This is a genomic window from Serratia nematodiphila DZ0503SBS1, from assembly GCF_000738675.1.
Taxonomy (GTDB): domain Bacteria; phylum Pseudomonadota; class Gammaproteobacteria; order Enterobacterales; family Enterobacteriaceae; genus Serratia; species Serratia nematodiphila.
Genome location: NZ_JPUX01000001.1, coordinates 1,267,763 through 1,293,155, shown reverse-complemented (window position 1 = coordinate 1,293,155; position 25,393 = coordinate 1,267,763). Strand labels below are relative to the sequence as shown.

Annotated in this window: 24 protein-coding genes; 10 read left to right on the top strand and 14 right to left on the bottom strand. The window is 60.2% G+C overall.

Annotation, left to right across the window (positions count from 1 at the left end):
• Positions 1–10: 10 nt before the first annotated feature.
• The 9 genes from dam to pilM form a co-directional block, all read right to left on the bottom strand.
• Positions 11–823: an adenine-specific DNA-methyltransferase gene (gene dam / locus JL05_RS05825; RefSeq protein ID WP_004930319.1), complete on the bottom strand. Its 813-nt coding sequence runs from the start codon at positions 821–823 to the stop codon at positions 11–13.
• An 84-nt stretch (positions 824–907) separates the two neighbouring features.
• Positions 908–1,921, bottom strand: a complete 1,014-nt coding sequence (locus JL05_RS05820; protein WP_033631917.1) for an SPOR domain-containing protein — start codon at positions 1,919–1,921, stop codon at positions 908–910.
• Between the two features lie 156 nt (positions 1,922–2,077).
• Complete coding sequence (gene aroB, locus JL05_RS05815; RefSeq protein ID WP_033631916.1) at positions 2,078–3,178, bottom strand: 3-dehydroquinate synthase; 1,101 nt, start codon at positions 3,176–3,178, stop codon at positions 2,078–2,080.
• A gap of 106 nt (positions 3,179–3,284) precedes the next feature.
• Complete coding sequence (gene aroK, locus JL05_RS05810; RefSeq protein WP_004391482.1) at positions 3,285–3,806, bottom strand: shikimate kinase AroK; 522 nt, start codon at positions 3,804–3,806, stop codon at positions 3,285–3,287.
• Between the two features lie 349 nt (positions 3,807–4,155).
• Positions 4,156–5,400: a DNA uptake porin HofQ gene (gene hofQ, locus JL05_RS05805; RefSeq protein ID WP_074469418.1), complete on the bottom strand. Its 1,245-nt coding sequence runs from the start codon at positions 5,398–5,400 to the stop codon at positions 4,156–4,158.
• A complete protein-coding gene (locus JL05_RS05800) occupies positions 5,397–5,756 on the bottom strand; it encodes a HofP DNA utilization family protein (RefSeq protein WP_033631915.1) in 360 nt (119 codons plus the stop codon). The genes hofQ and JL05_RS05800 overlap by 4 nt, the downstream gene beginning before the upstream one ends.
• A complete protein-coding gene (locus tag JL05_RS05795; RefSeq protein ID WP_033631914.1) occupies positions 5,749–6,243 on the bottom strand; it encodes a hypothetical protein in 495 nt (164 codons plus the stop codon). Before JL05_RS05795 ends, JL05_RS05800 begins: the two co-directional genes overlap by 8 nt.
• Positions 6,236–6,775 carry a PilN domain-containing protein gene (locus JL05_RS05790; RefSeq protein ID WP_033631913.1) on the bottom strand — a complete coding sequence of 180 codons (540 nt, stop codon included), beginning with the start codon at positions 6,773–6,775 and terminating at the stop codon, positions 6,236–6,238. Before JL05_RS05790 ends, JL05_RS05795 begins: the two co-directional genes overlap by 8 nt.
• Complete coding sequence (gene pilM, locus JL05_RS05785) at positions 6,775–7,608, bottom strand: pilus assembly protein PilM (RefSeq protein ID WP_033631912.1); 834 nt, start codon at positions 7,606–7,608, stop codon at positions 6,775–6,777. Before pilM ends, JL05_RS05790 begins: the two co-directional genes overlap by 1 nt.
• A 121-nt stretch (positions 7,609–7,729) precedes the next feature.
• Between pilM and mrcA the strand changes: the two genes are divergently transcribed.
• Positions 7,730–10,288 (top strand): peptidoglycan glycosyltransferase/peptidoglycan DD-transpeptidase MrcA, encoded by a 2,559-nt coding sequence (gene mrcA, locus JL05_RS05780; RefSeq protein ID WP_031300057.1) that lies wholly within the window; start codon positions 7,730–7,732, stop codon positions 10,286–10,288.
• 51 nt (positions 10,289–10,339) lie between these two features.
• On the opposite strand, the gene nudE is transcribed toward mrcA, so the two are convergent.
• Positions 10,340–10,894, bottom strand: coding sequence for an ADP compounds hydrolase NudE (gene nudE, locus JL05_RS05775; RefSeq protein ID WP_015379304.1), 555 nt, complete (start codon positions 10,892–10,894; stop codon positions 10,340–10,342).
• 445 nt (positions 10,895–11,339) lie between these two features.
• On the opposite strand from nudE, the gene JL05_RS05770 reads away from it, so the two are divergent.
• The 7 genes from JL05_RS05770 (at position 11,340) to JL05_RS05740 (ending at position 18,242) form a co-directional block, all read left to right on the top strand.
• A complete protein-coding gene (locus JL05_RS05770; RefSeq protein WP_033631911.1) occupies positions 11,340–13,475 on the top strand; it encodes an intracellular growth attenuator family protein in 2,136 nt (711 codons plus the stop codon).
• 98 nt (positions 13,476–13,573) lie between these two features.
• Positions 13,574–14,254, top strand: coding sequence for a GMP/IMP nucleotidase (gene yrfG / locus JL05_RS05765; protein ID WP_004930298.1), 681 nt, complete (start codon positions 13,574–13,576; stop codon positions 14,252–14,254).
• Positions 14,251–14,658: a ribosome-associated heat shock protein Hsp15 gene (gene hslR, locus JL05_RS05760; protein ID WP_033631910.1), complete on the top strand. Its 408-nt coding sequence runs from the start codon at positions 14,251–14,253 to the stop codon at positions 14,656–14,658. The genes yrfG and hslR overlap by 4 nt, the downstream gene beginning before the upstream one ends.
• Positions 14,659–14,683: 25 nt before the next feature.
• Positions 14,684–15,562: an Hsp33 family molecular chaperone HslO gene (gene hslO, locus JL05_RS05755; RefSeq protein ID WP_015379307.1), complete on the top strand. Its 879-nt coding sequence runs from the start codon at positions 14,684–14,686 to the stop codon at positions 15,560–15,562.
• 194 nt (positions 15,563–15,756) lie between these two features.
• Positions 15,757–17,376, top strand: a complete 1,620-nt coding sequence (gene pckA, locus JL05_RS05750; protein WP_015379308.1) for a phosphoenolpyruvate carboxykinase (ATP) — start codon at positions 15,757–15,759, stop codon at positions 17,374–17,376.
• 126 nt (positions 17,377–17,502) lie between these two features.
• Complete coding sequence (locus JL05_RS05745; protein ID WP_004930730.1) at positions 17,503–17,766, top strand: FitA-like ribbon-helix-helix domain-containing protein; 264 nt, start codon at positions 17,503–17,505, stop codon at positions 17,764–17,766.
• Positions 17,763–18,242, top strand: coding sequence for a type II toxin-antitoxin system VapC family toxin (locus JL05_RS05740; RefSeq protein WP_004930733.1), 480 nt, complete (start codon positions 17,763–17,765; stop codon positions 18,240–18,242). The genes JL05_RS05745 and JL05_RS05740 overlap by 4 nt, the downstream gene beginning before the upstream one ends.
• Positions 18,243–18,274: 32 nt before the next feature.
• On the opposite strand, the gene envZ is transcribed toward JL05_RS05740, so the two are convergent.
• The 4 genes from envZ to cbpA form a co-directional block, all read right to left on the bottom strand.
• Positions 18,275–19,645: a two-component system sensor histidine kinase EnvZ gene (envZ, locus tag JL05_RS05735; RefSeq protein ID WP_015379311.1), complete on the bottom strand. Its 1,371-nt coding sequence runs from the start codon at positions 19,643–19,645 to the stop codon at positions 18,275–18,277.
• A complete protein-coding gene (ompR, locus tag JL05_RS05730) occupies positions 19,642–20,361 on the bottom strand; it encodes an osmolarity response regulator transcription factor OmpR (RefSeq protein ID WP_004709363.1) in 720 nt (239 codons plus the stop codon). Before ompR ends, envZ begins: the two co-directional genes overlap by 4 nt.
• A 256-nt stretch (positions 20,362–20,617) precedes the next feature.
• On the bottom strand, positions 20,618–20,923 hold the full coding sequence (locus JL05_RS05725; RefSeq protein WP_033631909.1) for a chaperone modulator CbpM: 306 nt from the start codon (positions 20,921–20,923) through the stop codon (positions 20,618–20,620).
• 5 nt (positions 20,924–20,928) lie between these two features.
• Complete coding sequence (gene cbpA / locus JL05_RS05720) at positions 20,929–21,891, bottom strand: curved DNA-binding protein (protein WP_033631908.1); 963 nt, start codon at positions 21,889–21,891, stop codon at positions 20,929–20,931.
• Between the two features lie 229 nt (positions 21,892–22,120).
• Here cbpA and greB point away from each other — a divergent pair, with 229 nt between their 5' ends.
• Together greB and JL05_RS05710 are read left to right on the top strand one after the other, a co-directional pair.
• Positions 22,121–22,594 carry a transcription elongation factor GreB gene (gene greB, locus JL05_RS05715; RefSeq protein ID WP_004930745.1) on the top strand — a complete coding sequence of 158 codons (474 nt, stop codon included), beginning with the start codon at positions 22,121–22,123 and terminating at the stop codon, positions 22,592–22,594.
• A 157-nt stretch (positions 22,595–22,751) separates the two neighbouring features.
• Positions 22,752–25,085, top strand: coding sequence for a Tex family protein (locus JL05_RS05710; protein WP_033631907.1), 2,334 nt, complete (start codon positions 22,752–22,754; stop codon positions 25,083–25,085).
• Positions 25,086–25,393 lie beyond the last annotated feature (308 nt).

Genomic DNA, 25,393 nt, shown 5'->3' with positions numbered 1-25,393 from the left:
TGCCCCCGGCTTAGCGATACAGCGCCAAAAGCTCATTCACTTTGCTGCGGCCGAGAATATTGCGGCTGATCGTGCGGCGCGCTTTCACCACATACAGCGCAGCATGCTGGTACCAGTCGCGCGTCAGCTCGGTATCGTGATTGGAGATCAATACCGGTACCTGGCTCTCTACCGAGAGCTGGTGCGCCAGATGCGCCAAACTCTGCTGATCGGCGATGCTGAAGCTGTTGGTGTGGTAAGCGGTGAAATTCGCCGTCGCCGACAGCGGCGCGTAAGGCGGATCGCAATACACCACGGCACCGGCCACGGCCTTCGCCATGGTATCGCGGTAATGCTCGCAGACAAAAGTGGCATTGCGCGATTTTTCGGCAAACCAGTAGAGCTCTTCTTCCGGGAAGTACGGTTTCTTGTACCGGCCGAACGGCACGTTAAACTCGCCGCGCAGGTTATAGCGGCACAGGCCGTTATAGCAGTGACGGTTCAGGTACAGGAACAGCAGCGCCCGGCGGTAAGGCTCGGTACTAGTATTGAACTCTTCTCGCAGCAGGTAAAACTGATCCGAGTTATTGAATTCATCGGCGAAAAGCGTGCGGGCATCGCGCACGAAGTCATCCGTGCGCAGCTTAACGATGTTATACAGGTTGATAAGATCGCTATTGATGTCGGCGAGAATGTAGGCGTCGTAATCCGTATTCAGAAAGACGGATCCCGCACCCACGAAGGGCTCGATTAAGCAGTCTCCCGCCGGCAGATGGCGACGAATCTCATCTACCAGCGGGTATTTTCCACCAGCCCATTTTAAAAAAGCGCGGTTTTTCTTCATGCCGTCAATTAGCTACTTATACAATTCAGAGCGGCGGATTGTACTCTGTTTCAGACAGCACATCAGCGCACAAATTTAAATGATTTATTTTTTAAGATCTTGCTGCACTTGGTGTACAGGTCGGACCCATGGTTTTTTCGCCTGCACATCCGCCGGCAACGAAGCAATGGCGCGCTTCGCTTCTGCGGAAGAAGCATAGTTGCCGCTCACCAGCACGTACCACGGCTTGCCGTCACGCTTGGTGGCGTACACCAGGTAATTCTGCAGCTTCTGCTGTTTGGCGTAGGCGTTCAGCGTATCGGAACGCGAAGCGCTGCTCAGCTGCAAGGTATAGTGGCTGCCCGGCGCAGACTGCACAGAGCTGCCGCTGCTGGCGACCGCTCCCGCTTTCGCGGTGGAAGACGGCTTGGCCGGCGGCGTATACACCGTGGTCGGTGATTTATGCTGCGTTGCGGCCGGTTTGGCGGCGGCAGTTTTCGCCGGCGTTTTATGCTGTTGCGGCGCGGTTCCCTGCACAGGACGCGTCGCTTCGCGCGCTGCGGCGCCGCTCATCACCGTCGCCGGTGCGGTCGGCAACGTCGACGCTGCGCCGGTCATGCCTTGGGTCGCCGCATCCACCTGCCCCTGCTGCTGCGACAACGCATCCGCCATGTTGCCCGGCAAATCGACGCGCTGCTGCGCACCGCCCTGCTGAGGCTGCGTTTGCGCTTCGGTCGGCGTGCCGGAGATCGGCGGAACGCTGACGTTCTGCGGTTGCTGCGGCTGAGTCGCGCTCACGCCGTTGTTATCGTGGGTATCCGTGGTACCGCCCGGCACGCCGTTGTTGGCGGTAGTCAGCGACGAAGAACCGGACAGGTTGATATCGCGGGCTCCGCCGTTTTGCGCGCCGTTCTCCTGAGCCGCTTCATGTTTGGTCGGCGCCTTCAGGGCGGAACCGATGCCGATAATCAGCAGCAGCAGCACCAAAATGCCGATGCCAATCATCAAATGTTGGCGCGAAACGGCGAAGCGCGGCGCAGCGGCCGGCTTGCGCGAGCGCGTAGGGCGACGATCGCTGCTATCAGGTCTGAGATCGTCTTCCGGTTTAAACTCGTCCATCTGAAACCCTCCAACTAGAGGCAAAAGCCCACCACCGTAGACCTACCGTGGCACGGGCAGATTAACCCGATGATGGCAAAGCGACACCCGTCGTGCTCTGCTCACTGTATTAATATAGATGCAAATGGCGGCTAAGCCACTGTTACTTAGTCCGATTTAATTACGCGTCAGCTCAGGCAGGCAGGCGGCGATCGACGCCAACACCAGCTCATGCCCTACGCCGCCGCGCACTTCCGCCGCACCGATCGCGGTCGGCAGCACCAGGCGCAGTTCACCCGCCAGCACTTTCTTGTCGCGCAGCATGTGCGGCAGATAGGATCCCGGCGTCATTTCCTGCGGCCCGCAGACCGGCAAGCCGGCGCGCAGCAGCAGCGTTTTGATGCGTTCGATATCTTCAACGGAGAACTGGCCGAGACGGTGCGCGGTTTCCGCCGCCATCACCATGCCCGCAGCCACCGCTTCGCCGTGCAGCCATACGCCGTAGCCCATTTCGGCTTCGATGGCGTGGCCGTAAGTATGGCCCAGATTCAGCAAGGCGCGCAGGCCGCTTTCGCGTTCGTCGGCAGCCACCACCTCGGCCTTGAGCTCACAGCAGCGGCGGATACAGTAGGCCAACGCCTGCATATCCAGCGCCATCAGCGCATCGATGTTGTTTTCCAACCAGACGAAGAACTCGCGATCGAGGATGATCCCGTATTTGATGACTTCTGCCAGGCCGGAAGAGAGTTCACGCGTCGGCAAGGTTTTCAGGCAATCCAGATCAACCACCACCGAAGCGGGTTGATAGAAAGCGCCAATCATGTTTTTGCCGAGCGGGTGGTTGACGGCGGTCTTGCCGCCCACGGAAGAGTCCACCTGCGACAACAACGTGGTGGGAACCTGAATAAAGCGCACGCCGCGTTGGTAGCACGCGGCGGCAAAGCCGGTCAGATCGCCGACAACGCCGCCGCCGAGGGCGATCAGCGTGGTATCACGCCCATGCGGTTTTTCCAGCAGCGCCGAAAACACCTGCTCCAACACCGCCAGAGATTTGTACTGCTCACCATCGGGAAGGATCACCTGATCCACCACGACGCCGCCCTGCTCCAACACCTGCCGGACACGCTCAAGATAAAGCGGCGCCAGGGTCTGGTTGGTGACCAACATCGCTTGCTCACCCGCCTTCAACGGCATAAAAGAAGCCGGATCGTTAAACAATCCGGCGGCGATGGTAATCGGGTAGCTGCGCTCCCCAAGCGTTACAGTAATTCTCTCCATGTCGCGCTCAGTTCTCTGTATGGTGCGGCGGTGGTTGATCCCCGCTGCGGCGGGGAACACAAATCAGTTTTCCGCATTGGCCGACGGCGAACGCGGAAAGCGGCAATCAGTTGCTTTCCAGCATGTTGATGATCTGGTTGGCAACCACTTTAGCGCTCTGATCGTCGGTGCGGATGGTGACATCGGCAATCTCTTCATACAACGGATTGCGCTCTTTCGCCAAGGCTTCCAGCACTTCACGCGGCGGAGAATCGACCTGCAGCAGCGGGCGTTTTTTATCACGCTGGGTACGAGCAAGCTGCTTCTCGATCGTGGTTTCCAGATAGACCACCACACCGCGCGCGGACAGACGGTTGCGCGTTTCGCGCGACTTCACCGAACCGCCGCCGGTCGCCAACACAATCCCTTGTTTTTCCGTCAGTTCATTAATGACTTTTTCTTCACGATCGCGGAAACCTTCTTCCCCTTCCACGTCGAATACCCAGCCCACGTCAGCTCCGGTACGTCGCTCAATTTCTTGATCGGAGTCGAAGAACTCCATATTGAGTTGCTGAGCTAACTGACGGCCAATAGTGCTTTTGCCGGCACCCATAGGCCCAACCAGAAAGATATTGCGTTTCTCTGCCATGTTTTTCGGTATTACTAAGACAATTCGTTAATGTTAACCCGCCCCGCCAATCAAATCAGCGGCGGGACCTAAACTGAAACCTCATGAGCGATAGTGCGAGATCAGACGAAAAATTATCTCAACACTCTTGGTAGTTTGGCAACCGAATAAATCGCAATCCACGCCGCGGGAGGGAAACCATATGTTTTTAACGGCGTCTTGACGCTAACAAAAAACCTCGGTGCTCAATTCGGTAACCCTTGTAAGCTAAATCGGCCGCAGCGTCAAACGCAGATCCCCCCAAGGAGATAAAAAAGTGTATCTGCTCATCAACTTTAGGAGATTTGCCGCCCGGCCGACAGGCCGCCGCTTATCCCTTAATCAGGGTCGGCGTAATGAAGATCACCAGCTCGCGTTTTTTCTGTTGTGCGCCGCTTTGTCGGAACAAGCCTCCCAATAACGGCACATCCCCCAACCCCGGCACCTTGTCCGCCGTCTTGCCGCTATGCCGTTGAAAAATACCGCCGAGCACCAGGGTTTCACCGTTTTTCACCGTGATCTGCGTCTTAATCTCCTGTTTATCGATGGTCAGTGCCTCACCCGCCCCGCGGCTGATGGCGCGCCCCGGCATATTTTGGCTGATGTGCAGCGTCAGCGTGATGCGCCCGTCCGGCAACACTTTCGGTGTCACCTCCATGCCCAGCACCGCCTCTTTGAACTCGATGGCAGTCGCACCGCTGGCGCCGCTTGACACTTCGTAAGGGATCTCGGTTCCCTGCTTGATACTGGCGGTTTGCAGGTGCGCCGTCAGCAGGCGTGGACTGGCGATGATCTCCACCTGATTCTCCTGCTCCAGCGCCGTCAGCTCCAGGCTCAGCAAACGCCCGCTGATGCGCGCCAGATGGAAACCGGCGTTCACCGCGCTGCGCTCCAGCGGCAGGTTGACACCGACATTGCCCGGCCGCAACGGCCGCGCCGGCCTGTCGTCGGGCGCCAACCCCCAACGCACGCCAAGCTCACGCAGGCTTTCGCGGTTGATGGTCACGATATGCGCCGCCAGTTGCACCTGCGCCAGCGGCGCGTCCATTTCCGTTATCCGCTTTTTCAACTGCGTCAGGATTGGCGCGGTGTCGCGCAGCAGCAGCGTATTGGTGCGTTTATCCGCCAACACGCTGCCACGCTCGCTCAGCAACGCGCCACGTTGGGCGTTGAGGCTTTCGGCAATTTCCGCCGCATCGCCGTTCTGTAACGTCAAGGTCAGGCTATGCAGCGGTTGCCGCTGCGCCAACGCCTCTCGCTGCTGCCTTTTTTCCTGTGCGTCCGGCTCCGGCGAGATCAGTATCACGTTGCCTTCCCGCGTCATCGCCAGTTTGCCCATGCGCAGGGTCAACGCCAGCGCCTGCGGCCAGGGCACATTCTCCAGCCGCAGCGTCAGGTTGCCGCTCACGCCGGGCGCGGCGATCAGGTTCATCTGCCGATAATCCGCCAACGCCTGCAGGATGACCGTGACCGGCGCATCCTGAAATTCCAGGGAAACCCGCTGCTTATCCTGCGCCTGCGCGGTGCCGAGCGCCAGGCACCACAGCGCCAAGCCCAATCCAACACATCCTTTCATGGTTTGCCATCCTTGTTGTCCATCATGAGCGAGACGTCGCCCTGGCTCGCCGGGCAATCTGGTTCGGCCGTCAGCGCCGTTAACGTCAGGCTACGCGCCTGCACCTGCGTCACCTGCCAGCGCTCGGCCAGCACCCGTTGCTGCGGCCGCAGGCGCAACCATTGCCCCGCCGGCGTCACCACCCAGCCATAGCGCAGCGTCGGTTGCCCGATGACGCCTTTCAGTCGCCAGCCCGCCGGCGACGCCTCCGTTTGGGCACAAGCAGGCATCGGCAGCGGCGCAAACGGGTCGCGCGGCTCAGCGCACAATGCCCATGGCCATAGCAACCACCACCAACGGCAGGGCCTTTTACTCATTGGGCTGATCCTCGGTGGCATCCTGCAAAACCAACCGCGCCGTCATGCCAAGGGACGGCGTCTCCACGCTCAGCTGCTCAAGGCGTACATCGGTGGGCAGCGTCTCCAGCAGCGCCAGCAAACCGGCGTAGTCAATGCGCAAGCTCAGCGTTTGCCGCGGCGGTTTTTCCTGCCGCTGCCAGCGCAACAACGCGCCTCCCGCCCGTTGCAGCACGCTCGCCAGATCGCCGGTGGTGGACGGAGGTAGCGGCGCCGCCGGGATAGCGGTTTCCGGCACCTCGTCCAGTTGGCGTTGCACCATGGCGATCTGTTGCAACAGACGCTGTTGCCGCTCCGCCGCGCTTTCCCGCTGACGCCATTCGTCTTGCAGCATCCAGCCGCCGCCCAACAGCGCCAACGTGCCGATACCCAACCCTTGCGACAGCAGTAATAGCCAGCCCGGCAAGCTCAGCCAGAGGCGCAGCCCGGATGACAAACGGTTATCCATCACGCCCCCACTGCGCCGCCAGATGAAAGGTGTACAGGCCGTCGTCGCGTTGCGCCACCTCAGCCAAACGCAACCGCGGCAACGCAGGCATCCCCGCCAGCCGCCGTTCGAACTGCGTGATGGCCGCAGGAGAGCGGCTCAATCCACGCAGCCGCAGGCCGTTCACCGCATCACTCTCCATCGCCGTGAGCCACAGCGGTGGAGGAATGCTGGAGGACAATTGCTGCAGCAGCTGAAAATAACGCCGGTTATGTTGGGCGTTGCTCGCCTGCCGTTCGGCGCGGGCGCGCTGCAGCGCCCGCTGCGCCCGCTCTTGCTGTTGCTGACGGGCGAGCAACGTCAGTGCCGCCAGCTCTTCACCCAGCATCGCCAGCCGCGCCTGCCGCTGCGCCTGTTGGTGACGCAACTGGCCGGCGACCAGGAACAGCGCCAGCAGCAGTGCCGTTAGCTGCAACAGCAGCACGCCCAACCAGAAATAGCCGCGTCGCCGCTCGCGGCGTTGTCGCCAGGGCAGAAAGTTGACCTGATACATCAGCGATCCTCCTCGCGCAGCGCCAGGCCACCGGCCAACGCGAACGCCGAAGGATGCGCAGGCAACGGCGGACGCAGCTGCGTGAAGGCGCTGAGCGGCGACCAGGCAAGGCAACCGGCGGGCAAGGCACCTGCCAGCACGCTGCCGGCATAGATGGGCCGATCGTCGCCCGCCGGCATCTGGGCTTGCAGCGCCCGCAGCGCCTGCGCGTCATCGTCGCCCGGCGCCAGACCAAAGGCGAACGCGCCGTCAGCCGGCGCCACCCACAGCCATTCTCGTTCGAGACGGTGCATTAGCCCCGCGGCGGGCGGCACGCCTGCCGCCGTCGCCATCATCCGCAGCGCGCAGGGGGTGATATCGACCGCTTGCGGATGCAGGCCAGCCTGACGCAGACAATGCAGCCACTGCTGCAGCTCCTGCCGCCGCGCGGCGGTCAGCAACAGCGCCGCCTCATCCGCCGGCGCGGTGCGATAGTCGAGCGCCAGCGTCTGGCCGTCGAGCGGAAACTGCTTCACACCGTGGCCGCCGATATAGTCGCTGCGTTCCGGCTCGCGCAGCCGCGCGTCCGGCTGCGCCATGCGTTGCTGCAACACGCGCTGCGCCGGCAGGGCAATGCGTAAGGAAATATGTCGCGGCAGTTGGACGCGCCATTGCCGCAGCGCCCGGATAAGAAATTCGGAAGGTTCCAGACAGCCATCGCGTAAAACCGCCTGCGGCAGCGCCTGCTGCCACCAGTGGCGCAACTGCCAGCCGTTGCGGCGGCGTTGAGCCGCCACCGCCCGCACGCAGTCGATTTGTATATCCAGCCCCACCTGCCATGCTTGAGGGAACATGTTTCGCAAGCCTCCATAACATCAGATGATAAAAGAACATATCCATGTCGCAGGCTTGCCTTTATACTACCGCGCGGTTGTTTATAAACTGCCCAAATGACTTAGAAATGGGAAATCTCAGGTGAAGTTCGTAAAGTATTTACTAATCCTTGCAGTATGTTGCATCGTGCTGGGAGCAGCCTCGATTTTCGGCTTGTACAAATATGTCGAGCCGCAGCTGCCCGACGTCGCAACGCTGAAAGATGTGCGGCTGCAGATACCGATGCAGGTCTACAGCGCCGATGGCGAACTGATCGCCCAATACGGCGAGAAACGCCGCATTCCGCTGAAACTGGATCAAATTCCGCCGGTGATGGTGCACGCATTCATCGCCACCGAAGACAGCCGCTTCTATGATCACCATGGCGTCGATCCGGTCGGCATCTTCCGCGCCGCCTCCATCGCGTTGGTCTCCGGCCACGCTTCGCAGGGGGCCAGTACCATTACCCAACAGCTGGCGCGTAACTTCTTCTTAAGCCCGGAACGCACCCTGATGCGTAAAATCAAGGAAGCCTTCCTGGCGGTGCGCATCGAGCAGATGCTCACCAAGGATGAAATCCTTGAGCTGTATCTGAACAAGATCTATCTGGGTTACCGCGCCTACGGCGTGGGCGCCGCCGCGCAGGTCTATTTCGGCAAAGACGTCAGCCAGCTGACCCTGAGCGAAATGGCGACCATCGCCGGCCTGCCGAAAGCGCCATCCACCTTCAACCCGCTCTATTCGCACGATCGCGCCGTTGCCCGTCGCAACGTGGTGCTGTCGCGCATGCTGGACGAACACTACATCACGCAGGCGCAGTACGATCAGGCGCGCTCCGAAGACCTGGTCGCCAATTACCATGCGCCGGAAATCAGCTTCTCCGCGCCGTATCTCTCCGAGATGGTGCGTCAGGAGATGATCAAGCGTTACGGTGAAAACGCCTATACCGATGGTTACAAGGTTTACACCACCGTCACCAAACGGCTGCAGCTGGCGGCGCAGGAGTCGGTACGCAACAACGTGCTGGCCTATGACATGCGCCACGGTTACCGCGGCCCATCCAACGTGTTGTGGAAAGTCGGCGAAGCGGCCTGGGATCGCAAACAGATTGTCGATTCGCTGAAAAACCTGCCGAACTACGGCCCGCTGGCGCCGGCGGTGATCACCGCCGCCAACCCGCAGGAAGCGACGGCGATGCTGGCCGACGGCAGCAGTATTGCCCTGCCGATGGCGACCATGCGCTGGGCACGCCCATACCGTTCGGACACTCAGCAAGGCCCAACGCCGAAACGCGTCACCGACGTAGTGCAGGCCGGCCAGCAAGTGTGGGTGCGTAAAGTGAACGAAGCCTGGTGGCTGTCGCAGGTGCCGGACGTCAACTCGGCGCTGGTCTCTATCAACCCGAACGACGGCGCGGTGAAAGCGCTGGTTGGCGGCTTCGACTTTAATCAGAGCAAGTTCAACCGCGTCACGCAGGCCCTGCGTCAGGTGGGCTCGAACATCAAACCATTCCTGTACACCGCCGCGATGGATAAAGGCCTGACGCTGGCCACCATTCTGAATGACTTGCCGATTACCCGTTGGGATGCCGGCGCCGGCACCGACTGGCGGCCGAAGAACTCGCCGCCGACCTACGACGGCCCGATTCGCCTGCGACAGGGGTTGGGGCAATCGAAGAACGTGGTGATGGTGCGTGCGATGCGCGCGATGGGCGTCGACTACGCGGCGGAATATCTGCAGCGCTTCGGCTTCCCGGCGCAGAATATCGTGCATACCGAATCGCTGGCGCTGGGGTCCGCCTCCTTCACCCCGATGCAGCTGGTGCGCGGCTACGCGGTGCTGGCGAACGGCGGTTACCTGGTCGATCCGTACTTCATCACCAAAATTGAAGACGATAACGGCAATACGGTGTTCGAAGCCAAACCGAAAGTGGTGTGCGGCAGCTGTAACCTGCCGGTGATCTACGGCGATACCCACCGTTCGGCGGTGCTGTCCGACGACAACATCGAAAACGTCGCCACCTCGCAGGAAGGCAACAACAGCACGGTGCCGATGCCTCAGCTGGAGCAAGTCACCCCGGCTCAGGTACAGCAGGACGGCGACCAACAGTATGCGCCGCACGTCATCAGCACACAGCTGGCCTTCCTTATCCACGACGCGCTGAACAGCAACATCTTCGGCGAACCGGGTTGGATGGGTACCGCCTGGCGCGCCGGCCGCGATCTGAAACGTCATGATATCGGCGGCAAAACCGGTACCACCAACAGTTCCAAGGACGCCTGGTTCTCCGGCTATGGCCCGGATACCGTGACCTCGGTGTGGATCGGTTTTGACGATCACCGCCGCGACCTGGGCCGTTCGACGGTATCCGGCGCCATCCCGGATCAGATTTCCGGCGGTGAAGGCGGTGCCAAGAGCGCCCAGCCGGCGTGGGACGACTTTATGAAAACCGCGCTGGAAGGCATCCCAGAGCAGAAAGTCACGCCGCCGCCGGGCATAATCAGCGTCACCATCGACAAGAGCAGCGGCAAGCTCTCTGGCGGTGGCGGCGGCAGCCGTTCCGAGTACTTCATCGAAGGAACGCAGCCGACGGATTACCCATCGCGCGATACCGGCACCACGTTGACCGATCCGGGCGGCGAAAGCCACGAGCTGTTCTGATCGAAAAGGGCCAGAGAAATCTGGCCCTTTTTTTATTCGGCGTGAAGCGTATCAGCGCGACGCGCGCAAAAATGCCTCGGAAAGGAACAGCGCGCTGACGTTGCGCGCCTCGCGGAAATCCGGTTCCGCCAGCAGCGCCATCATGTTGGCGATCGGCCAGCGCACCTGCGGCAAGGGCTCCGGTTCATCCCCTTCCAGGCTCTGCGGATAGAGATCGTGCGCCAGCACGATATTCATTTTGCTGGAAAAGTAGGACGGCGCCATCGTCAGCTTACTGAGAAAATCAAAGCGTTTCGCGCCGTACCCCACCTCTTCCATCAGCTCGCGGTTGGCCGCCTCCAGCACCCCTTCACCGGGATCGATCAGCCCTTTCGGGAACCCCAGCTCATAGGATTCGGTGCCGACCGCATATTCGCGGATCAGCAGCAGGTCATCGCCAATCACCGGCACGATCATCACCGCTTCGCGATCCGAAGGCCGCATGCGCTCATACACCCGCCGAACACCGTTGCTGAATTCCAAATCGACCGACTCGACGTTAAATAAACGCGAACGCGCGACCGTTTCCACTTTCAGAATTTTAGGTTTTTGCAGGTGTTTATCCATGATTGCCTCAAAGAGGTTACCCAGGCGCGGACGGGGCAACCGAAAAAATGATTGGCGTAACGCACGGCTCATTGGCGCTCAAACGCTGACCAAATTCGATCCTGATCACATTGTGCGTTAAGGGCAAGCTCCGCCGCAACGCGCATGAACAGTAATTTACTTTCTTTTAACAAGCGTAGCCAGCGGCCGGCGATTTTCCGTACTGATTCAGCAAACAGCGCGCAAGAAAATAGGATAATACCGATATCGACGACAGAGGCCGGTTGCTAGTATCACGCAGGCAAGAATCAGTGATAAAATGGCCTTGCGTCATGAAGGAATGAGATCCAGAGCGAGAATCTGTTTGTTCCCTCATTAGTTCTGGGTGCCTCCTGGCGGTTTACTCCGTATAATATTCAGCTTTTCATCAGGTTGGCGAAATTCACGGGTGTGAGATGGGGATTGCATGAGCACAATAGTGTTGATATTGGCCTTAGTGCTTGTCTGCCTGATTGCCGCCGGCCTGTACCTGTGGTTCAAGGCCCGCAACCCGTCGGCGCTGGCGCACGCATTGCCGTTTATCAAGCCTGCCCACCGCAAGCTGACCGACGAAGAGCGCGCCGCGGTCGAGTTCTATCTCAGTCAGCAAAACAAACTGAGCAACAAACTGTTGCCCGGCGGCGGCGCTACGCTGCCCGCGGCCAAGCTGGCGCTCACCCCGCAAAGCGATAACGTATATCCGGTCACGCACGCCATCACCCGCTACGGGCTGGCCAGCGACGATCCCAATAAATGGCGCTATTACCTCGACGCGGAAGAGGTGCATCTGCCGCCGTTTTGGGAACCCTATATCACCGCCGACAACCATGTGGAAGTGATCAGAACCCAGACGCTGCCGCTGGTGATTTCGCTCAACGGGCACTCGCTGAAAGATCACATTCACGACCGGCCGCAGCCGCCGGTGGTGGCCGCCACGCCGACCAAAAACGCGTCCATCCGCAAGGAAGAGAGCGAGCATGTCGAGCTGGTCAATATTCGCAAGGAAACGCCGGAAGAGCATGCGCTGAACCGGCCGAACGGCATCCGCGAAGCCGTCATCATCTCCGCCGCACTGCTGCTGCTGTTCTTCAGCCTGATAAGCCCGGTGCTGGTTATCCCCTGGATGATTTTTGTGGCGGTGCTGATGATCGCCTGGGGATGCTGGAACCTGTTCCGCCGTCCGGCATCGCGTGAGCTGAAAGAGATCCACTGCCTGCGCGGCACGCCGAAGCGCTGGGGCCTGTTCGGCGAGCCCGATCAGGGGCAGATCAGCAACATTTCGCTCGGCATCATCGATCTTATCTACCCGCCGCATTGGCAGCCGTACCTGACTCAGGATCTGGGCAAGACCACCGATGTGGACGTCTACCTCAATCGGCAGGTAGTGCGCCAGGGGCGCTTCCTCTCGCTGCATGACGAAGTGAAGAATTTCCCGCTGCAGCAGTGGGGCCGCAACGCGGTGCTGGTCGCCAGCTCGGCGCTGGTACTGCTGTTGCTGTTGATCTATATCCCGCTCAACCTGCCGCTGACCCTCAGCATGGCCTGGCTGCAGGGTGCGCAAAAAGTGGAAGTGACCAGCGTGCAGGCCCTGGAAGCCACGCCGCTGCGCATCGGCGACACGCTGAAAGTGCGCGGCAGCGGCATGTGCTATGTGCCGCCGCCGGCCAACGGTGGCGGCACCGTCAATTTTGCGCCGTTCGACTGCTCCGGCATCTATTGGAACAACGCCGCCCCGCTGCCGCAGCCGGAATCGGAAGTCATAGACAAAGCGACGGCCCTGCTGGCCACGGTCAACAGCCAGCTGCATCCGAGCGGCGCCGATCAGAAGGTCAACCCGCAGCTGGCCAGCGCCATCGAGAAATCCGGCATGATCCTGTTGGATGACTTCTCTGATATCGTTTTGAAAACGCAGGATTTATGTCAGGCAGAAAACGACTGCGTGCGGTTAAAAAACGCCTTGGTCAACCTGGGCAACGCCAAAAACTGGAGCGGCCTGATGAAACGCGCCAGGTCCGGCGCGCTGCAAGGCGTCAACGTCCTGCTGCGCCCGGTGAGCGCCGAGTCGCTGGAAAGCCTGACCAAAGTGGCCACGTCATCGTTCATCTTCAATGAAACGCGCCTGGCCGCCGCGGCGCTCAACAGCCCGCCACCGGGCGGTTTCCTGATCCGCAGCGACGAAGGCCGCCAACTGGTCAGCCACCCGCAATCCTCGGTGCCGCAAAGCGAATACAACGCCCTCGACCAGTGGAATGAGCTGCAGCGCCTTTCCACTCTGCTGTTGCATACCCCGTTCCAGGCCCAGGGGGTGATCACCAGCCTCAGCGTCGATGCCAACGGCACCCGCCACGTGGCGCTGCACAGCGAACCGGACATGATCACCCTGTGGCGCTACCTCGGCACCAGCCTGCTGTTGCTGGCGGTGGTCGTCAGCCTGGGCTATAACGCCTGGCGGCTGGTGCAGCGTCGGCGCATCAATCAACACCGCGTCGCCGATATCCAGCGTTACTACGACAGCTGCTTCAACCCGCAGCTCAATCCGATGTCGATGCGGCCGATGCCCTGAACCTGACGCCGGGGCCTCCGCCCTGTCATCTGCTTATGCTACGCTAACGCTATTATTCTCATCTGCGGACCGCCCGTCGGTTCGCCCGTGGAGTTTTTATGGTTCCCGAGTTTGATTGGCCGCAGATCGATACCGTGCTGCTGGATATGGACGGCACCTTGCTGGATCTGGAATTCGACAGTCACTTTTGGCTCAGCCTGGTGCCGCAAGCGCTGAGCGAAAGGCGCGCCATTCCGTTTGACGAAGCCCGCAATATTATTGAGCGGGAATATCAGGCGGTGCAGCACACCATGAATTGGTATTGCTTCGATTACTGGAGCGAGCGGTTGGATCTGGATATCTACCGCATGACCAGCGAAGTGGGCAGCCGCGCCCGGCTGCGCGAGGACACCGAGCCATTTTTACGGGCGCTGCGCGGTGCCGGCCTGCAAACCATTTTGCTGACCAACGCCCATCCGCACAGCCTGGCGGTGAAAATCGAGCATACCGGTCTGGATCGGCACCTTGATTTATTGTTTTCCACCCACACATTTGGTTATCCGAAAGAAGATCAGCGTCTGTGGCAGGCGGTGCAACAGCACACCGGGTTCAACCCGCAGCGCACGCTGTTCGTCGACGACGGCGAGCCGATCCTCGACGCGGCGCGCACTTTCGGCATTCGTTACTGCCTGGGCGTGCAAAACCCGGACTCCAGCACGGCGGAGAAAAGCTTCCAGCGCCATCCGTCGATGCGCGACTATCGCCTGCTGATACCTGCGCTGGCCAAGGGGGAAGCATGAAGGAAAAAGCGACGCGCGACGACTCGGTCCGGCTGGATAAGTGGCTGTGGGCCGCACGCTTCTACAAGACCCGCGCACTGGCGCGCGAAATGATCGACGGCGGCAAGGTGCATTACAACGGCCAGCGCGGCAAGCCGAGCAAGATTGTCGAACTTAACGCCGAGCTCAAGCTGCGGCAGGGCAACGAAGAACGTACGGTGATCGTGCTGGCGCTGACCAGCCAACGCCGCGGCGCCGGCGAGGCGCAGCAAATGTATCAGGAAACCGAAGCCAGCATCGCCAACCGCGAAAAAATGGCGCTGGCGCGCAAGATGAACGCGTTGACCATGCCGCATCCGGACCGTCGTCCGGACAAAAAGGAGCGGCGCGACCTGATGAAATTTAAATTTGGTGAGCCGGAATAACCCCTCACCGCAATGAGAGAAGATTATGTCCAACCATGACCAATTGCACCGTTACCTGTTTGAAAACTACGCGGTGCGCGGCGAGCTGGTTACCGTCAGCGAAACCTATCAGCAGATCCTGAATAACCACGACTACCCGGCGCCGGTGCAAAAGCTGCTGGGTGAACTGCTGGTCGCCACCAGTCTGCTGACCGCCACCCTGAAGTTCGACGGCGACATCACCGTTCAGCTGCAAGGCGACGGCCCGCTGAAGCTGGCGGTGATCAACGGCAACAATCGCCAGGAGATGCGCGGCGTTGCGCGCACCCAGGCGCCTATCGCCGACGACAGCACCTTGCATCAGATGATCGGCAACGGCGTCATGGTCATCACCATTTCCCCGACGGAAGGCGAGCGCTATCAGGGCGTTGTCGGCCTGGAAGGTGAAACCCTGGCCGAATGCCTGGAAGCCTACTTCCGCCAGTCCGAACAGCTGCCAACCCGCCTGTTCATCCGCACCGGCGAAGCGGAAGGCAACGCCGCGGCGGCCGGCATGCTGCTGCAGGTGCTGCCGGCGCAGGACGGCAACCTCGATGATTTCGATCATCTGGTGCAACTGACCAACACGGTCAAAAGCGAAGAGCTGTTCGGCCTGCCGGCCAACGAAGTGTTGTACCGCCTGTACCATCAGGAAGAGGTCACCTTGTACGAACCGCAGGACGTGCAGTTCCGCTGCACCTGTTCTCGCCAGCGTTGCGCCGACGCGCTGCTGACCCTGCCGACCGACGAAGTGGCGGACATGCTGGAGCAGGACGGCAATATCGACATGCACTGCGACTACTGTGGCAGCCACTATGTCTTTGACCCGGTTGATGTTGCCGCGCTGTATGCGGGTAACACCGGCGAAAGCGACCAGTTGCACTAAGTTACACCCTTTCGGCGGGCGCGCCCGGCGCCCGCCAACGCCCGCCGTTTGCACGTTTGCTTTTTTCCGTGTGCTATCTCTCAGATCGTAACGAAATACCGCCTAAAACGTTAAATATTTGATACCCATCGCGGTTACGCACCGTTAGATCCCTACAATTGCCGCCAGAAATTCTGTGACCAAGGAGTAGTAACATGCGCGTTAAAGGTATAACCCCTCAGGATCTGGCCGCTTACGGCATTCACGACGTCAGCGAAATCGTTCACAACCCGAGCTATGAACTGCTGTTTAAGGAAGAAACAGACCCATCTCTGGAAGGTTTTGAGCGTGGGGTAGTCACCAAGCTGGGTGCCGTCTCCGTCGATACCGGCATCTTCACCGGCCGCTCGCCGAAAGACAAATACATCGTCCGCGACGACATCACCCGCGATACCGTGTGGTGGGCCGATCAGGGCAAAGGCAAGAACGACAACAAACCCCTCAGCCCGGAAGTGTGGGCCGATCTGAAACACCTGGTCACCGAACAACTGTCCGGCAAGCGCCTGTTCGTGGTGGATACCTTCTGCGGCGCCAACGCCGACTCGCGCCTGAAAGTGCGCTTCATCACCGAGGTGGCCTGGCAGGCGCACTTCGTGAAAAACATGTTTATCCGCCCGAGCGACGAAGAGCTGGCTGACTTCGAACCGGACTTCGTGGTGATGAACGGCGCCAAATGCACCAACCCGAACTGGCAGCAGCAAGGCCTGAACTCGGAGAACTTCGTCGCCTTCAACCTGACCGAGCGCATGCAGCTGATCGGCGGCACCTGGTACGGCGGCGAAATGAAGAAAGGCATGTTCTCGATGATGAACTACCTGTTGCCGCTGAAAGGCATCGCCTCGATGCACTGCTCGGCCAACGTGGGCGAGAAAGGCGACGTGGCGGTGTTCTTCGGCCTGTCCGGCACCGGCAAGACCACCCTCTCCACCGATCCTAAGCGTCAGTTGATCGGCGATGACGAGCACGGCTGGGACGACGACGGCGTGTTCAACTTCGAAGGCGGCTGCTACGCCAAGACCATCAAGCTGTCTGAAGAAGCCGAGCCGGACATCTACCACGCCATCAAACGCGATGCGCTGCTGGAAAACGTCACCGTGCTGGCCGACGGCAGCATCGACTTCAATGACGGTTCGAAAACCGAAAACACCCGCGTTTCTTACCCGATCTATCATATCCAGAACATCGTCAAGCCGGTGTCCAAGGCGGGTCACGCCACCAAGGTGATCTTCCTGACCGCCGACGCTTTCGGCGTGCTGCCGCCGGTATCGCGTCTGACCGCCAACCAGACTCAGTACCACTTCCTGTCCGGCTTCACCGCCAAACTGGCCGGCACCGAGCGCGGCGTAACCGAACCGACGCCAACCTTCTCCGCCTGCTTCGGCGCCGCGTTCCTGTCGCTGCACCCGACGCAGTACGCCGAAGTGCTGGTGAAACGCATGCAGGCCGCCGGCGCCCAGGCTTACCTGGTCAACACCGGCTGGAACGGCACCGGCAAACGCATCTCGATCAAAGATACGCGCGGCATCATCGACGCCATCCTGAGCGGTGAGATCGACAAGGCGGAAACCGTCACTCTGCCGATCTTCGATCTGGCGATGCCGACCGCGCTGCCGGGCGTGAATCCGGAGATCCTCGATCCGCGCAATACCTACGCCAGCCTCGAGCAGTGGCAGGAAAAAGCGCAGGATCTGGCCGAGCGCTTCATCACCAACTTCGACAAATACACCGATACGCCTGCAGGCGCCGCGCTGGTCAGCGCTGGCCCGAAGCTGTAATTCGGTAGCATTACCTCTTCAGCTAAGGCGCGGATCCCGCGCCTTTTTTTATTTTTATCGATTGCTTTTTAACCAGCAAGGCGAGAAAATAAGTCAATGCAATCATTGATAGCAAAGGAGGTTTCAATGGCGACTATCACCGTCAGAAATCTGGACGACGAAATCAAAGAGCTGCTGCGTATCTCAGCGGCGAAAAACGGCCACTCCATGGAAGAGGAAGCGCGCATGATCCTGAAACAGGCGCTGGTGAAAAAGCCGCCGCGCTATGGATTGGGTACCTGGATGCATCAGCACTTCGCCGAATTCGGCGGCGTTGAGCTGGAGATCCCACCGCGTGACGCCGTGCCGCCACGCATCGTCACCTTTGATGATGAAGATGACAACGCATGATCATTATCGACACCAACGTCATTTCAGAAACGCTGCGTCCCAGCCCGTACTACAACGTCATTAACTGGTTAAATGAAAAGGACAATGACGAGCTCTATCTCAGCGCCATTGTCCTCGCCGAACTGTTCAGCGGCGTGGCCTGCATGCCTGACGGCAAGCGCCAGCGGGATCTCAAGCTGAAATTGGCGGACGCCATTGAATTGAAGTTCGAGGGGCAGATATTACCGTTTGATGGGCTGTGCGCGATGCAATACGCGGAATTGACGGCAAGGAATCGGCTGCTGGGTAAAGCGATGAGCATGCCGGATACCCAAATCGCCGCCACCTGCCTGCATTACGGCGCCGCCCTGGCCACCCGCAATACTAAAGACTTCCTCCACTGCGGCATCGAGTTAATCGATCCGTGGCAGGCGCCGACCGGCCGTCGGTTGCATGAAGATGCGGCGGAATACTACGTGATGAGCAGAAAGTCCTGACGGGGCCGCAGCGGCGCGGCCCACACCAGAGGTCAGGCGTTTTCCCTGGCCGTTTGATGGCCGTTGGTCGACTCTTTTTTCTCCATCGGCAACGGAATATACGCGCGGATCAACAGCCCGCCGCGCTCGCTGGTGCCGATATCCAGTTCGCCGTCATGCGCGTCGATAATGCGCTGCACGATCGCCAGCCCCAGACCGGTGCCGCTGGTGCTGCGCGCGCTGTCACCGCGTACGAACGGCTGCAACAGGTGCTTCAACTCTTCCGGTTTGATGCCCGGACCGTCATCTTCCACCTGGAACCAACCGCGCTGCAGCTCACGGCCGCTGCTGACCTTGATCCAGCCGTTGCCGTAACGCGCCGCGTTCACCACCATATTCACCGCCGCCCGCTTAATCGACAGCGGATGCACATTCATCATCAGCTCGCCCGGCGACAGCGCGGTTTCAATCACCCGCTCATAGCCGCTCTCGGCCGCGACCACTTCGCCTAAAATGGCGTTCAGATCGCTGCTTTCGGTCGGCATTTCCTGCCCGGTGCGCAGATAATCGATGAACTGCTCGATGATGGCGTTGCACTCTTCGATGTCTTTATTGATCGACTCGGCCAGATAGCCGTCTTCGGCGCTCATCATCTCCGTCGCCAGCCGGATGCGCGTCAACGGCGTGCGCAGGTCGTGGCTGACCCCGGCCATCAGCAACGTGCGGTCATCCGCCAGCTGTTTGACGCCCGACGCCATCTGATTGAATGCGCGAGTCACCGACCGCACTTCGGAAGCGCCATACTCGCGCAGCGGCGGCGGAATAATGCCCTTGCCCACCTGCAGCGCCGCATGTTCCAGCTCCACCAGCGGGCGGTTTTGAATACGAATAAACAGCCAGGCGCCGCCGATCGCCAGCAGCATGATCGCCAGCGTATAGCGGAACAGCGGCGAGAAGTCGCCCTGGTGGATTTCCGTCAGCGGCACGCGCACCCAGATATCGGGCTGCAGCCAGGTTTTCAGCCACACCACCGGGGAGTTCTTGTTCACCTCCACCCGCACATCGGTTGGCCCGCCGAGCTGCTGCGCCATCTGCTGGCTGAGGAACTGGTAGTGCTGCGCCCAGCGCAGGCCGCTCTCCTCCGCCGCCGAGTTGGTGTAGAGAGAGATGCCCAGTTCGCGGTAGATCTCACGGCGGAACGCCGGCGGCACTTCCAGCAACGTGCCGTCTTCCAGCTGCAGCCGATCGGTCATCAGCATACGCACTTCGTAGGCCAATACTTTGTTGAACTGCTGCAGGCTGGGCAGGATGGCGAAGTTCAGCACCACCAGATAGGTCGTCACCAGGCTGACGAACAGCAAGGTGACGATCAACAACAGGGTTCGGGCAAACGAGCTACGCGGTGAAAAGCGCAATCGCCTCATGCCTTGCTGCCGTCCGGTACGAAGACATAGCCGAGACCCCACACGGTCTGGATATAACGCGGATGCGCCGGATCTTCTTCAACCATGCGGCGCAGGCGAGAGATCTGCACGTCGATGGAGCGTTCCATGGCGCTGTATTCGCGGCCACGCGCCAGGTTCATCAGCTTATCGCGCGACAGCGGTTCACGCGGGTGGCTGACCAGCGCCTTCAGTACCGCGAACTCGCCGCTGGTCAACGGCATCGGTTCGTCTTCGCGGAACATCTCGCGGGTGCCGAGGTTCAGTTTGAATTTGCCGAACGCGATCACCGCCTCTTCCTGCGAAGGCGCGCCCGGCAGTTCGTTCGCCTGACGGCGCAGCACCGCGCGGATACGAGCCAACAGCTCACGCGGGTTGAACGGTTTAGGAATGTAGTCGTCGGCGCCGATTTCCAGCCCCACGATGCGATCGACCTCTTCGCCTTTGGCGGTGACCATAATGATTGGCATCGGGTTGCTCTGGCTGCGCAGGCGGCGGCAGATGGACAGGCCGTCTTCACCCGGCAACATCAGATCGAGCACCATCAAATGGAAGGATTCACGAGTCAGCAAGCGATCCATTTGCTCAGCGTTGGCAACGCTGCGAACCTGGAAGCCCTGCTCGGTTAAATAACGTTCTAAAAGCGCGCGCAGGCGCATGTCATCATCGACAACCAGGATCTTATGATTCTCTTGCATGGTATTACTCCCAAAGGCTTTATTGCCTGACTCGAATATTGTTAGAAAACCTTGCCATTTGAGACAGCGTTTAATGGTATGTATTCTAGACGAAATTGTTACAAAGCTTATTCTTTTCCCCATTTATCAACAATTTTCAGTGAATGTCGACGGGGGTTCGTTAAAATTTCGCCCTTTATCGGCGCAATGTGGGGTGACGGCCCAATTTTGCACAATTTCGCCACCGGGAAGCGCCCGGTGGCGTTCAGCTGTCGGGTCAGGAAGTTTGCAGGAAACGCGCCAGCTGCCGGCGCAACTGCCGGTTCTCTTGCTGTAGCGCATCAACCCGGTCGAGCAGCGTCAGCGCCATGGCGATCCCCGGCCAATCCAGATCCAGCTCGGCCCGCAGCCTGCGCGCGCGCTGCAGGTGGCTCAGCGCCGGATAATCAAACTCCCAGCGCGGCTGCGCCGGCTCCAGCGGCACGATAACGCCCAGGCCGACGATCTCGACCAGCTCGTCCTCTGAAATCTCCCCCCTCTGACACAATTCCACCACGGTGAATGTGATCTCTTTTTTCATCATCTGCTTTACTCCCATTCCGCGCGCGGGTTGAACGCCGCCTGTTCAGCCAGTTCCCGCCACAGGGCGCTGGCCTTCTCGTTCGGCTTCGGCGGCATCACCACCTTGAGAATAACGTACAGGTCACCGGGCTCTTTCTTGCCCGCCAACCCTTTGCCCTTGACCCGCAGCCGTTTGCCGCTCTGGCTGCCGGCCGGCACGGTCAGCGCGATTTTGCCGGTCAGCGTCGGCACCTCAATGCTGGCGCCGAGCGCCGCTTCCCACGGAGCGAGCGGCGCCACGATGCTCAGGTTGTGGCCGTCTATCTCAAACAGCGGGTGCGGCGCAAGGCGGATGACCAGATACAGGTCACCGTTCTGGCCGCCGCCCACGCCGGCAACGCCCTGCCCCTTGAGGCGAATGCGCTCGCCGTCGCCCACGCCGGCCGGAATTTTCACGTTCAGCGTCTTGCTGGCTTCGCTTACCTGCCGCCCCAGTTCGTCGTACACCGGCAGCGTGTAGGAGATCTCGCGGCTTTGACCATGCAGCGTTTCCTCGAGGAACAGTGGCACCTCCATCTCCAGATCCTGGCCGCGGAAGCCATGCCCGCCGTGCGAGTGCGAAGCAGAGCGATGCCCGCCCGCCGCCCGCCCGCCGAACATGCTTTCGAAGAAATCGGAGAAGTCTTGCGCGTCGGCGCCGCCGCCGTGCCATGAAGCGCTCTGCTGATAGCCGCCGCGATCGCCGCGCGCCTGGCGGCCAAAGTTCGGATCGTTGCGGTGCTGCCGGATCTGATCGTACTCGGCGCGGCGCTCCTCGTCCTTCAGCACCTCATAGGCTTCGGCCACTTCCTTGAACTTGCTTTCGGCATCGTCTTCAGTGCTCACGTCAGGGTGATATTTACGCGCCAGCCGACGGTAGGCCGTTTTGATGGTTTTCAGATCGGCGTTGGGCTCAACGCCCATCGTGGCGTAGTAATCTTTAAATTCCATGCGGTAATACCTTCAATGTGTTGGGTTGTGCGCCAAAATTCCTTGTCTCTCTCGCCAGATATCCTCCTTTCGTCACATTCCTTTTCCGCTACGCTAAGCATACTCCCGATCGTTAAAAGCTGCGCAAACTGAATAAAAACCGTGCGACAAGGCACAGGCCCGCGCGCCATTTCTAAAGCCCCCCGCATTCACGTACACTGTGGCGGTGGCCCCATAAAGATAAATCACGATGAGAACTCAACTGATAACCCGTGAAGGGTATGACAAGCTCAAACAAGAGCTGGATTACCTCTGGCGCGAAGAACGCCCCGAGGTGACCAAGAAAGTGACCTGGGCCGCCAGCCTGGGCGACAGAAGCGAAAACGCCGATTACCAGTACAACAAGAAGCGGCTGCGCGAGATCGATCGTCGCGTCCGCTATCTGACCAAATGCCTGGAGCAGTTGAAGATCGTCGATTATTCACCGCAGCAGGAAGGCAAAGTGTTCTTCGGCGCCTGGGTCGAGGTGGAGAACGAAGACGGCGAAACCAAACGCTTTCGCATCGTCGGTTACGACGAGATTTTCGGCCGCAAGGATTACATCTCCATCGATGCGCCGATGGCGCGCGCCCTGCTGAAAAAAGAGGTCGGGGACGTCGCCACCGTCAATACCCCGCTGGGCGAGGCGCAGTGGTACGTTAACGAGATAAACTACCCGAAGTAAGCTTTCAGCTTTTTCCTAACCGCCGCCAACGCCGCCGTCTGCGCTGTTCTCCATGCCGCGGCCGCGCGGCGGCGGCCCGCTTCGCTGGCATTTTCTCCGATCAATCCGTATAACTGTCCCCTGTTTATTCACCGATCTCAATACAGATACCAGACCTATGAATGACCCACTGAGCCGCATTATTGCAACAGAACTGCAGGCCCGGCCGGAGCAAGTCGACTCCGCCATCCGTCTGCTGGATGAAGGTAATACCGTGCCCTTTATTGCACGCTATCGTAAGGAAGTCACCGGGGGCCTGGACGACACCCAACTGCGCCAGCTGGAAACCCGCCTGGGTTATCTGCGTGAACTGGAAGATCGTCGCCAGACCATCCTGAAGTCGATCGATGAACAGGGCAAACTGACTGAACAATTGGCGGGGGCGATCAACGCCACGCTGAGCAAGACCGAACTCGAAGACCTCTACCTGCCGTACAAACCGAAGCGCCGCACCCGTGGCCAGATCGCCATCGAAGCCGGCCTGGAACCGCTGGCGGATACGCTGTGGCAGGATCCGCAACAGCAGCCGGAACAACTGGCTGAACGCTACGTCGACGCCGACAAGGGCGTGGCGGACGTGAAAGCCGCCCTCGACGGCGCGCGCTATATCCTGATGGAGCGCTTCGCCGAAGACGCCGCGCTGCTGGCCAAGGTGCGCGACTACCTGTGGAAAAACGCCCATCTGGTGTCCAAAGTGGTCGAAGGCAAGGAAGAAGAAGGCGCCAAGTTCCGCGACTATTTTGATCACCACGAACCGATTTCTCAGGTGCCTTCACACCGCGCGCTGGCGATGTTCCGCGGCCGCAACGAAGGCGTGCTGCAGCTGGCGCTGAACGCCGATCCGCAGTTTGAGGAAGCGCCGCGCGAAAGCCAGGCGGAGCTGATCATCATCAATCACCTCAACCTGCGCCTGAACAACGCCCCGGCCGACGCCTGGCGCAAGGCGGTGGTCAACTGGACCTGGCGCATCAAGGTGTTGCTGCACCTGGAAACCGAGCTGATGGGCACGGTGCGCGAGCGCGCGGAAGATGAAGCAATCAACGTTTTCGCCCGCAACATGCATGATCTGCTGATGGCCGCGCCGGCCGGCATGCGCGCCACCATGGGCCTCGATCCGGGCCTGCGCACCGGGGTGAAAGTCGCCGTGGTCGACGCGACCGGCAAGCTGGTCGCCACCGACACCGTCTACCCGCACACCGGGCAAGCGGCGAAAGCCGCCGCCATCGTCGCGGCGCTGTGCATCAAACACAACGTGGAGCTGGTGGCCATCGGCAACGGCACCGCTTCACGTGAAACCGAGCGCTTCTATCTCGACCTGCAAAAGCAGTTCGGCGACGTCCGGGCGCAAAAAGTGATCGTCAGCGAAGCGGGCGCGTCGGTGTATTCCGCGTCTGAACTGGCGGCGCAGGAATTCCCGGATCTCGACGTATCGCTGCGCGGCGCGGTGTCCATCGCTCGCCGCCTGCAGGATCCGCTGGCGGAGCTGGTGAAGATCGACCCGAAATCCATCGGCGTCGGCCAGTATCAGCACGACGTCAGCCAGAGCCAGCTGGCGAAGAAACTGGACTCGGTGGTGGAAGACTGCGTAAACGCCGTCGGCGTCGATCTGAACACCGCGTCGGTGCCGTTGCTGACCCGCGTGGCCGGCCTGACGCGCATGATGGCGCAGAACATCGTCAACTGGCGCGACGAGAACGGCCGCTTCAGCAACCGTGAACAGCTGCTGAAGGTCAGCCGTCTGGGGCCGAAGGCCTTCGAACAGTGCGCCGGCTTCCTGCGCATCAACCACGGCGACAACCCGCTGGATGCTTCTACCGTTCACCCGGAAGCCTATCCGGTGGTGCAACGCATCCTGGCCGCCACCGAGCAGGCGCTGCAGGATCTGATGGGCAACGCCTCCGCAGTGCGCAGCCTGAAAGCGGTTGATTTCACCGACGACAAGTTCGGCGTGCCGACGGTCACCGACATTCTGAAAGAGCTGGAGAAGCCGGGCCGCGATCCGCGTCCGGAGTTCAAAACCGCCACCTTCGCCGAAGGCGTGGAAACCCTCAACGATCTGCAGCCGGGCATGATCCTGGAAGGCTCGGTGACCAACGTCACCAACTTCGGCGCCTTCGTGGATATCGGCGTGCATCAGGACGGCCTGGTGCACATCTCCTCGCTGGCGGACAAATTCGTCGAAGATCCGCACACCGTGGTGAAGGCCGGCGACATCGTCAAAGTGAAGGTGATGGAAGTCGATCTGCAGCGTAAACGCATTGCGCTGAGCATGCGCCTGGATGAGCAACCGGGCGAGGGTTCACCGCGTCGCGGCGGCAACGCGCCTGCCCAGACGCGCGACAACGCCAACCGTTCGGCAGGCGGCAACAAGGCCAAACCGCGCAACGCGGCGCCGGCCGGCAACAGCGCCATGGGCGACGCGCTGGCGGCGGCATTCGGCAAGAAACGCTAAGTCGGAACCGACAGGGCGGAGCCTGCTCCGCCCTTTCCGATGAATAAAACTTGCGGCATTTTTTGACCCGTCTCAATAAACCTTCATCTTTTTATTTCCCGTTGCTGCGTGACCGCGCTCCCATTATTCAGGCAACAAAAATTTCTTCTGCAGCCATTTATTAACAACTTTGTTAACACGCATTTTTCATCTCGCCAATTGTGAGAGAAACACAAATGGTTACCGCTCGCATTACGGCGGAATAATGTTATCGAATTGCCTTTCATCAGAAATAAATAAGGGAAAAAACCCTCGATATTTGCAAACGA

Bases quoted from the DNA above. Each gene is read 5' to 3' on its own strand.
- dam (WP_004930319.1), bottom strand. From the start codon at position 823: ATGAAGAAAAACCGCGCTTTTTTAAAATGGGCTGGTGGAAAATACCCG.
- JL05_RS05820 (WP_033631917.1), bottom strand. From the start codon at position 1,921: ATGGACGAGTTTAAACCGGAAGACGATCTCAGACCTGATAGCAGCGAT.
- aroB (WP_033631916.1), bottom strand. From the start codon at position 3,178: ATGGAGAGAATTACTGTAACGCTTGGGGAGCGCAGCTACCCGATTACC.
- aroK (WP_004391482.1), bottom strand. From the start codon at position 3,806: ATGGCAGAGAAACGCAATATCTTTCTGGTTGGGCCTATGGGTGCCGGC.
- hofQ (WP_074469418.1), bottom strand. From the start codon at position 5,400: ATGAAAGGATGTGTTGGATTGGGCTTGGCGCTGTGGTGCCTGGCGCTC.
- JL05_RS05800 (WP_033631915.1), bottom strand. From the start codon at position 5,756: ATGAGTAAAAGGCCCTGCCGTTGGTGGTGGTTGCTATGGCCATGGGCA.
- JL05_RS05795 (WP_033631914.1), bottom strand. From the start codon at position 6,243: ATGGATAACCGTTTGTCATCCGGGCTGCGCCTCTGGCTGAGCTTGCCG.
- JL05_RS05790 (WP_033631913.1), bottom strand. From the start codon at position 6,775: ATGTATCAGGTCAACTTTCTGCCCTGGCGACAACGCCGCGAGCGGCGA.
- pilM (WP_033631912.1), bottom strand. From the start codon at position 7,608: ATGTTCCCTCAAGCATGGCAGGTGGGGCTGGATATACAAATCGACTGC.
- nudE (WP_015379304.1), bottom strand. From the start codon at position 10,894: ATGGATAAACACCTGCAAAAACCTAAAATTCTGAAAGTGGAAACGGTC.
- JL05_RS05770 (WP_033631911.1), top strand. From the start codon at position 11,340: ATGAGCACAATAGTGTTGATATTGGCCTTAGTGCTTGTCTGCCTGATT.
- yrfG (WP_004930298.1), top strand. From the start codon at position 13,574: ATGGTTCCCGAGTTTGATTGGCCGCAGATCGATACCGTGCTGCTGGAT.
- hslR (WP_033631910.1), top strand. From the start codon at position 14,251: ATGAAGGAAAAAGCGACGCGCGACGACTCGGTCCGGCTGGATAAGTGG.
- hslO (WP_015379307.1), top strand. From the start codon at position 14,684: ATGTCCAACCATGACCAATTGCACCGTTACCTGTTTGAAAACTACGCG.
- pckA (WP_015379308.1), top strand. From the start codon at position 15,757: ATGCGCGTTAAAGGTATAACCCCTCAGGATCTGGCCGCTTACGGCATT.
- JL05_RS05745 (WP_004930730.1), top strand. From the start codon at position 17,503: ATGGCGACTATCACCGTCAGAAATCTGGACGACGAAATCAAAGAGCTG.
- JL05_RS05740 (WP_004930733.1), top strand. From the start codon at position 17,763: ATGATCATTATCGACACCAACGTCATTTCAGAAACGCTGCGTCCCAGC.
- envZ (WP_015379311.1), bottom strand. From the start codon at position 19,645: ATGAGGCGATTGCGCTTTTCACCGCGTAGCTCGTTTGCCCGAACCCTG.
- ompR (WP_004709363.1), bottom strand. From the start codon at position 20,361: ATGCAAGAGAATCATAAGATCCTGGTTGTCGATGATGACATGCGCCTG.
- JL05_RS05725 (WP_033631909.1), bottom strand. From the start codon at position 20,923: ATGATGAAAAAAGAGATCACATTCACCGTGGTGGAATTGTGTCAGAGG.
- cbpA (WP_033631908.1), bottom strand. From the start codon at position 21,891: ATGGAATTTAAAGATTACTACGCCACGATGGGCGTTGAGCCCAACGCC.
- greB (WP_004930745.1), top strand. From the start codon at position 22,121: ATGAGAACTCAACTGATAACCCGTGAAGGGTATGACAAGCTCAAACAA.
- JL05_RS05710 (WP_033631907.1), top strand. From the start codon at position 22,752: ATGAATGACCCACTGAGCCGCATTATTGCAACAGAACTGCAGGCCCGG.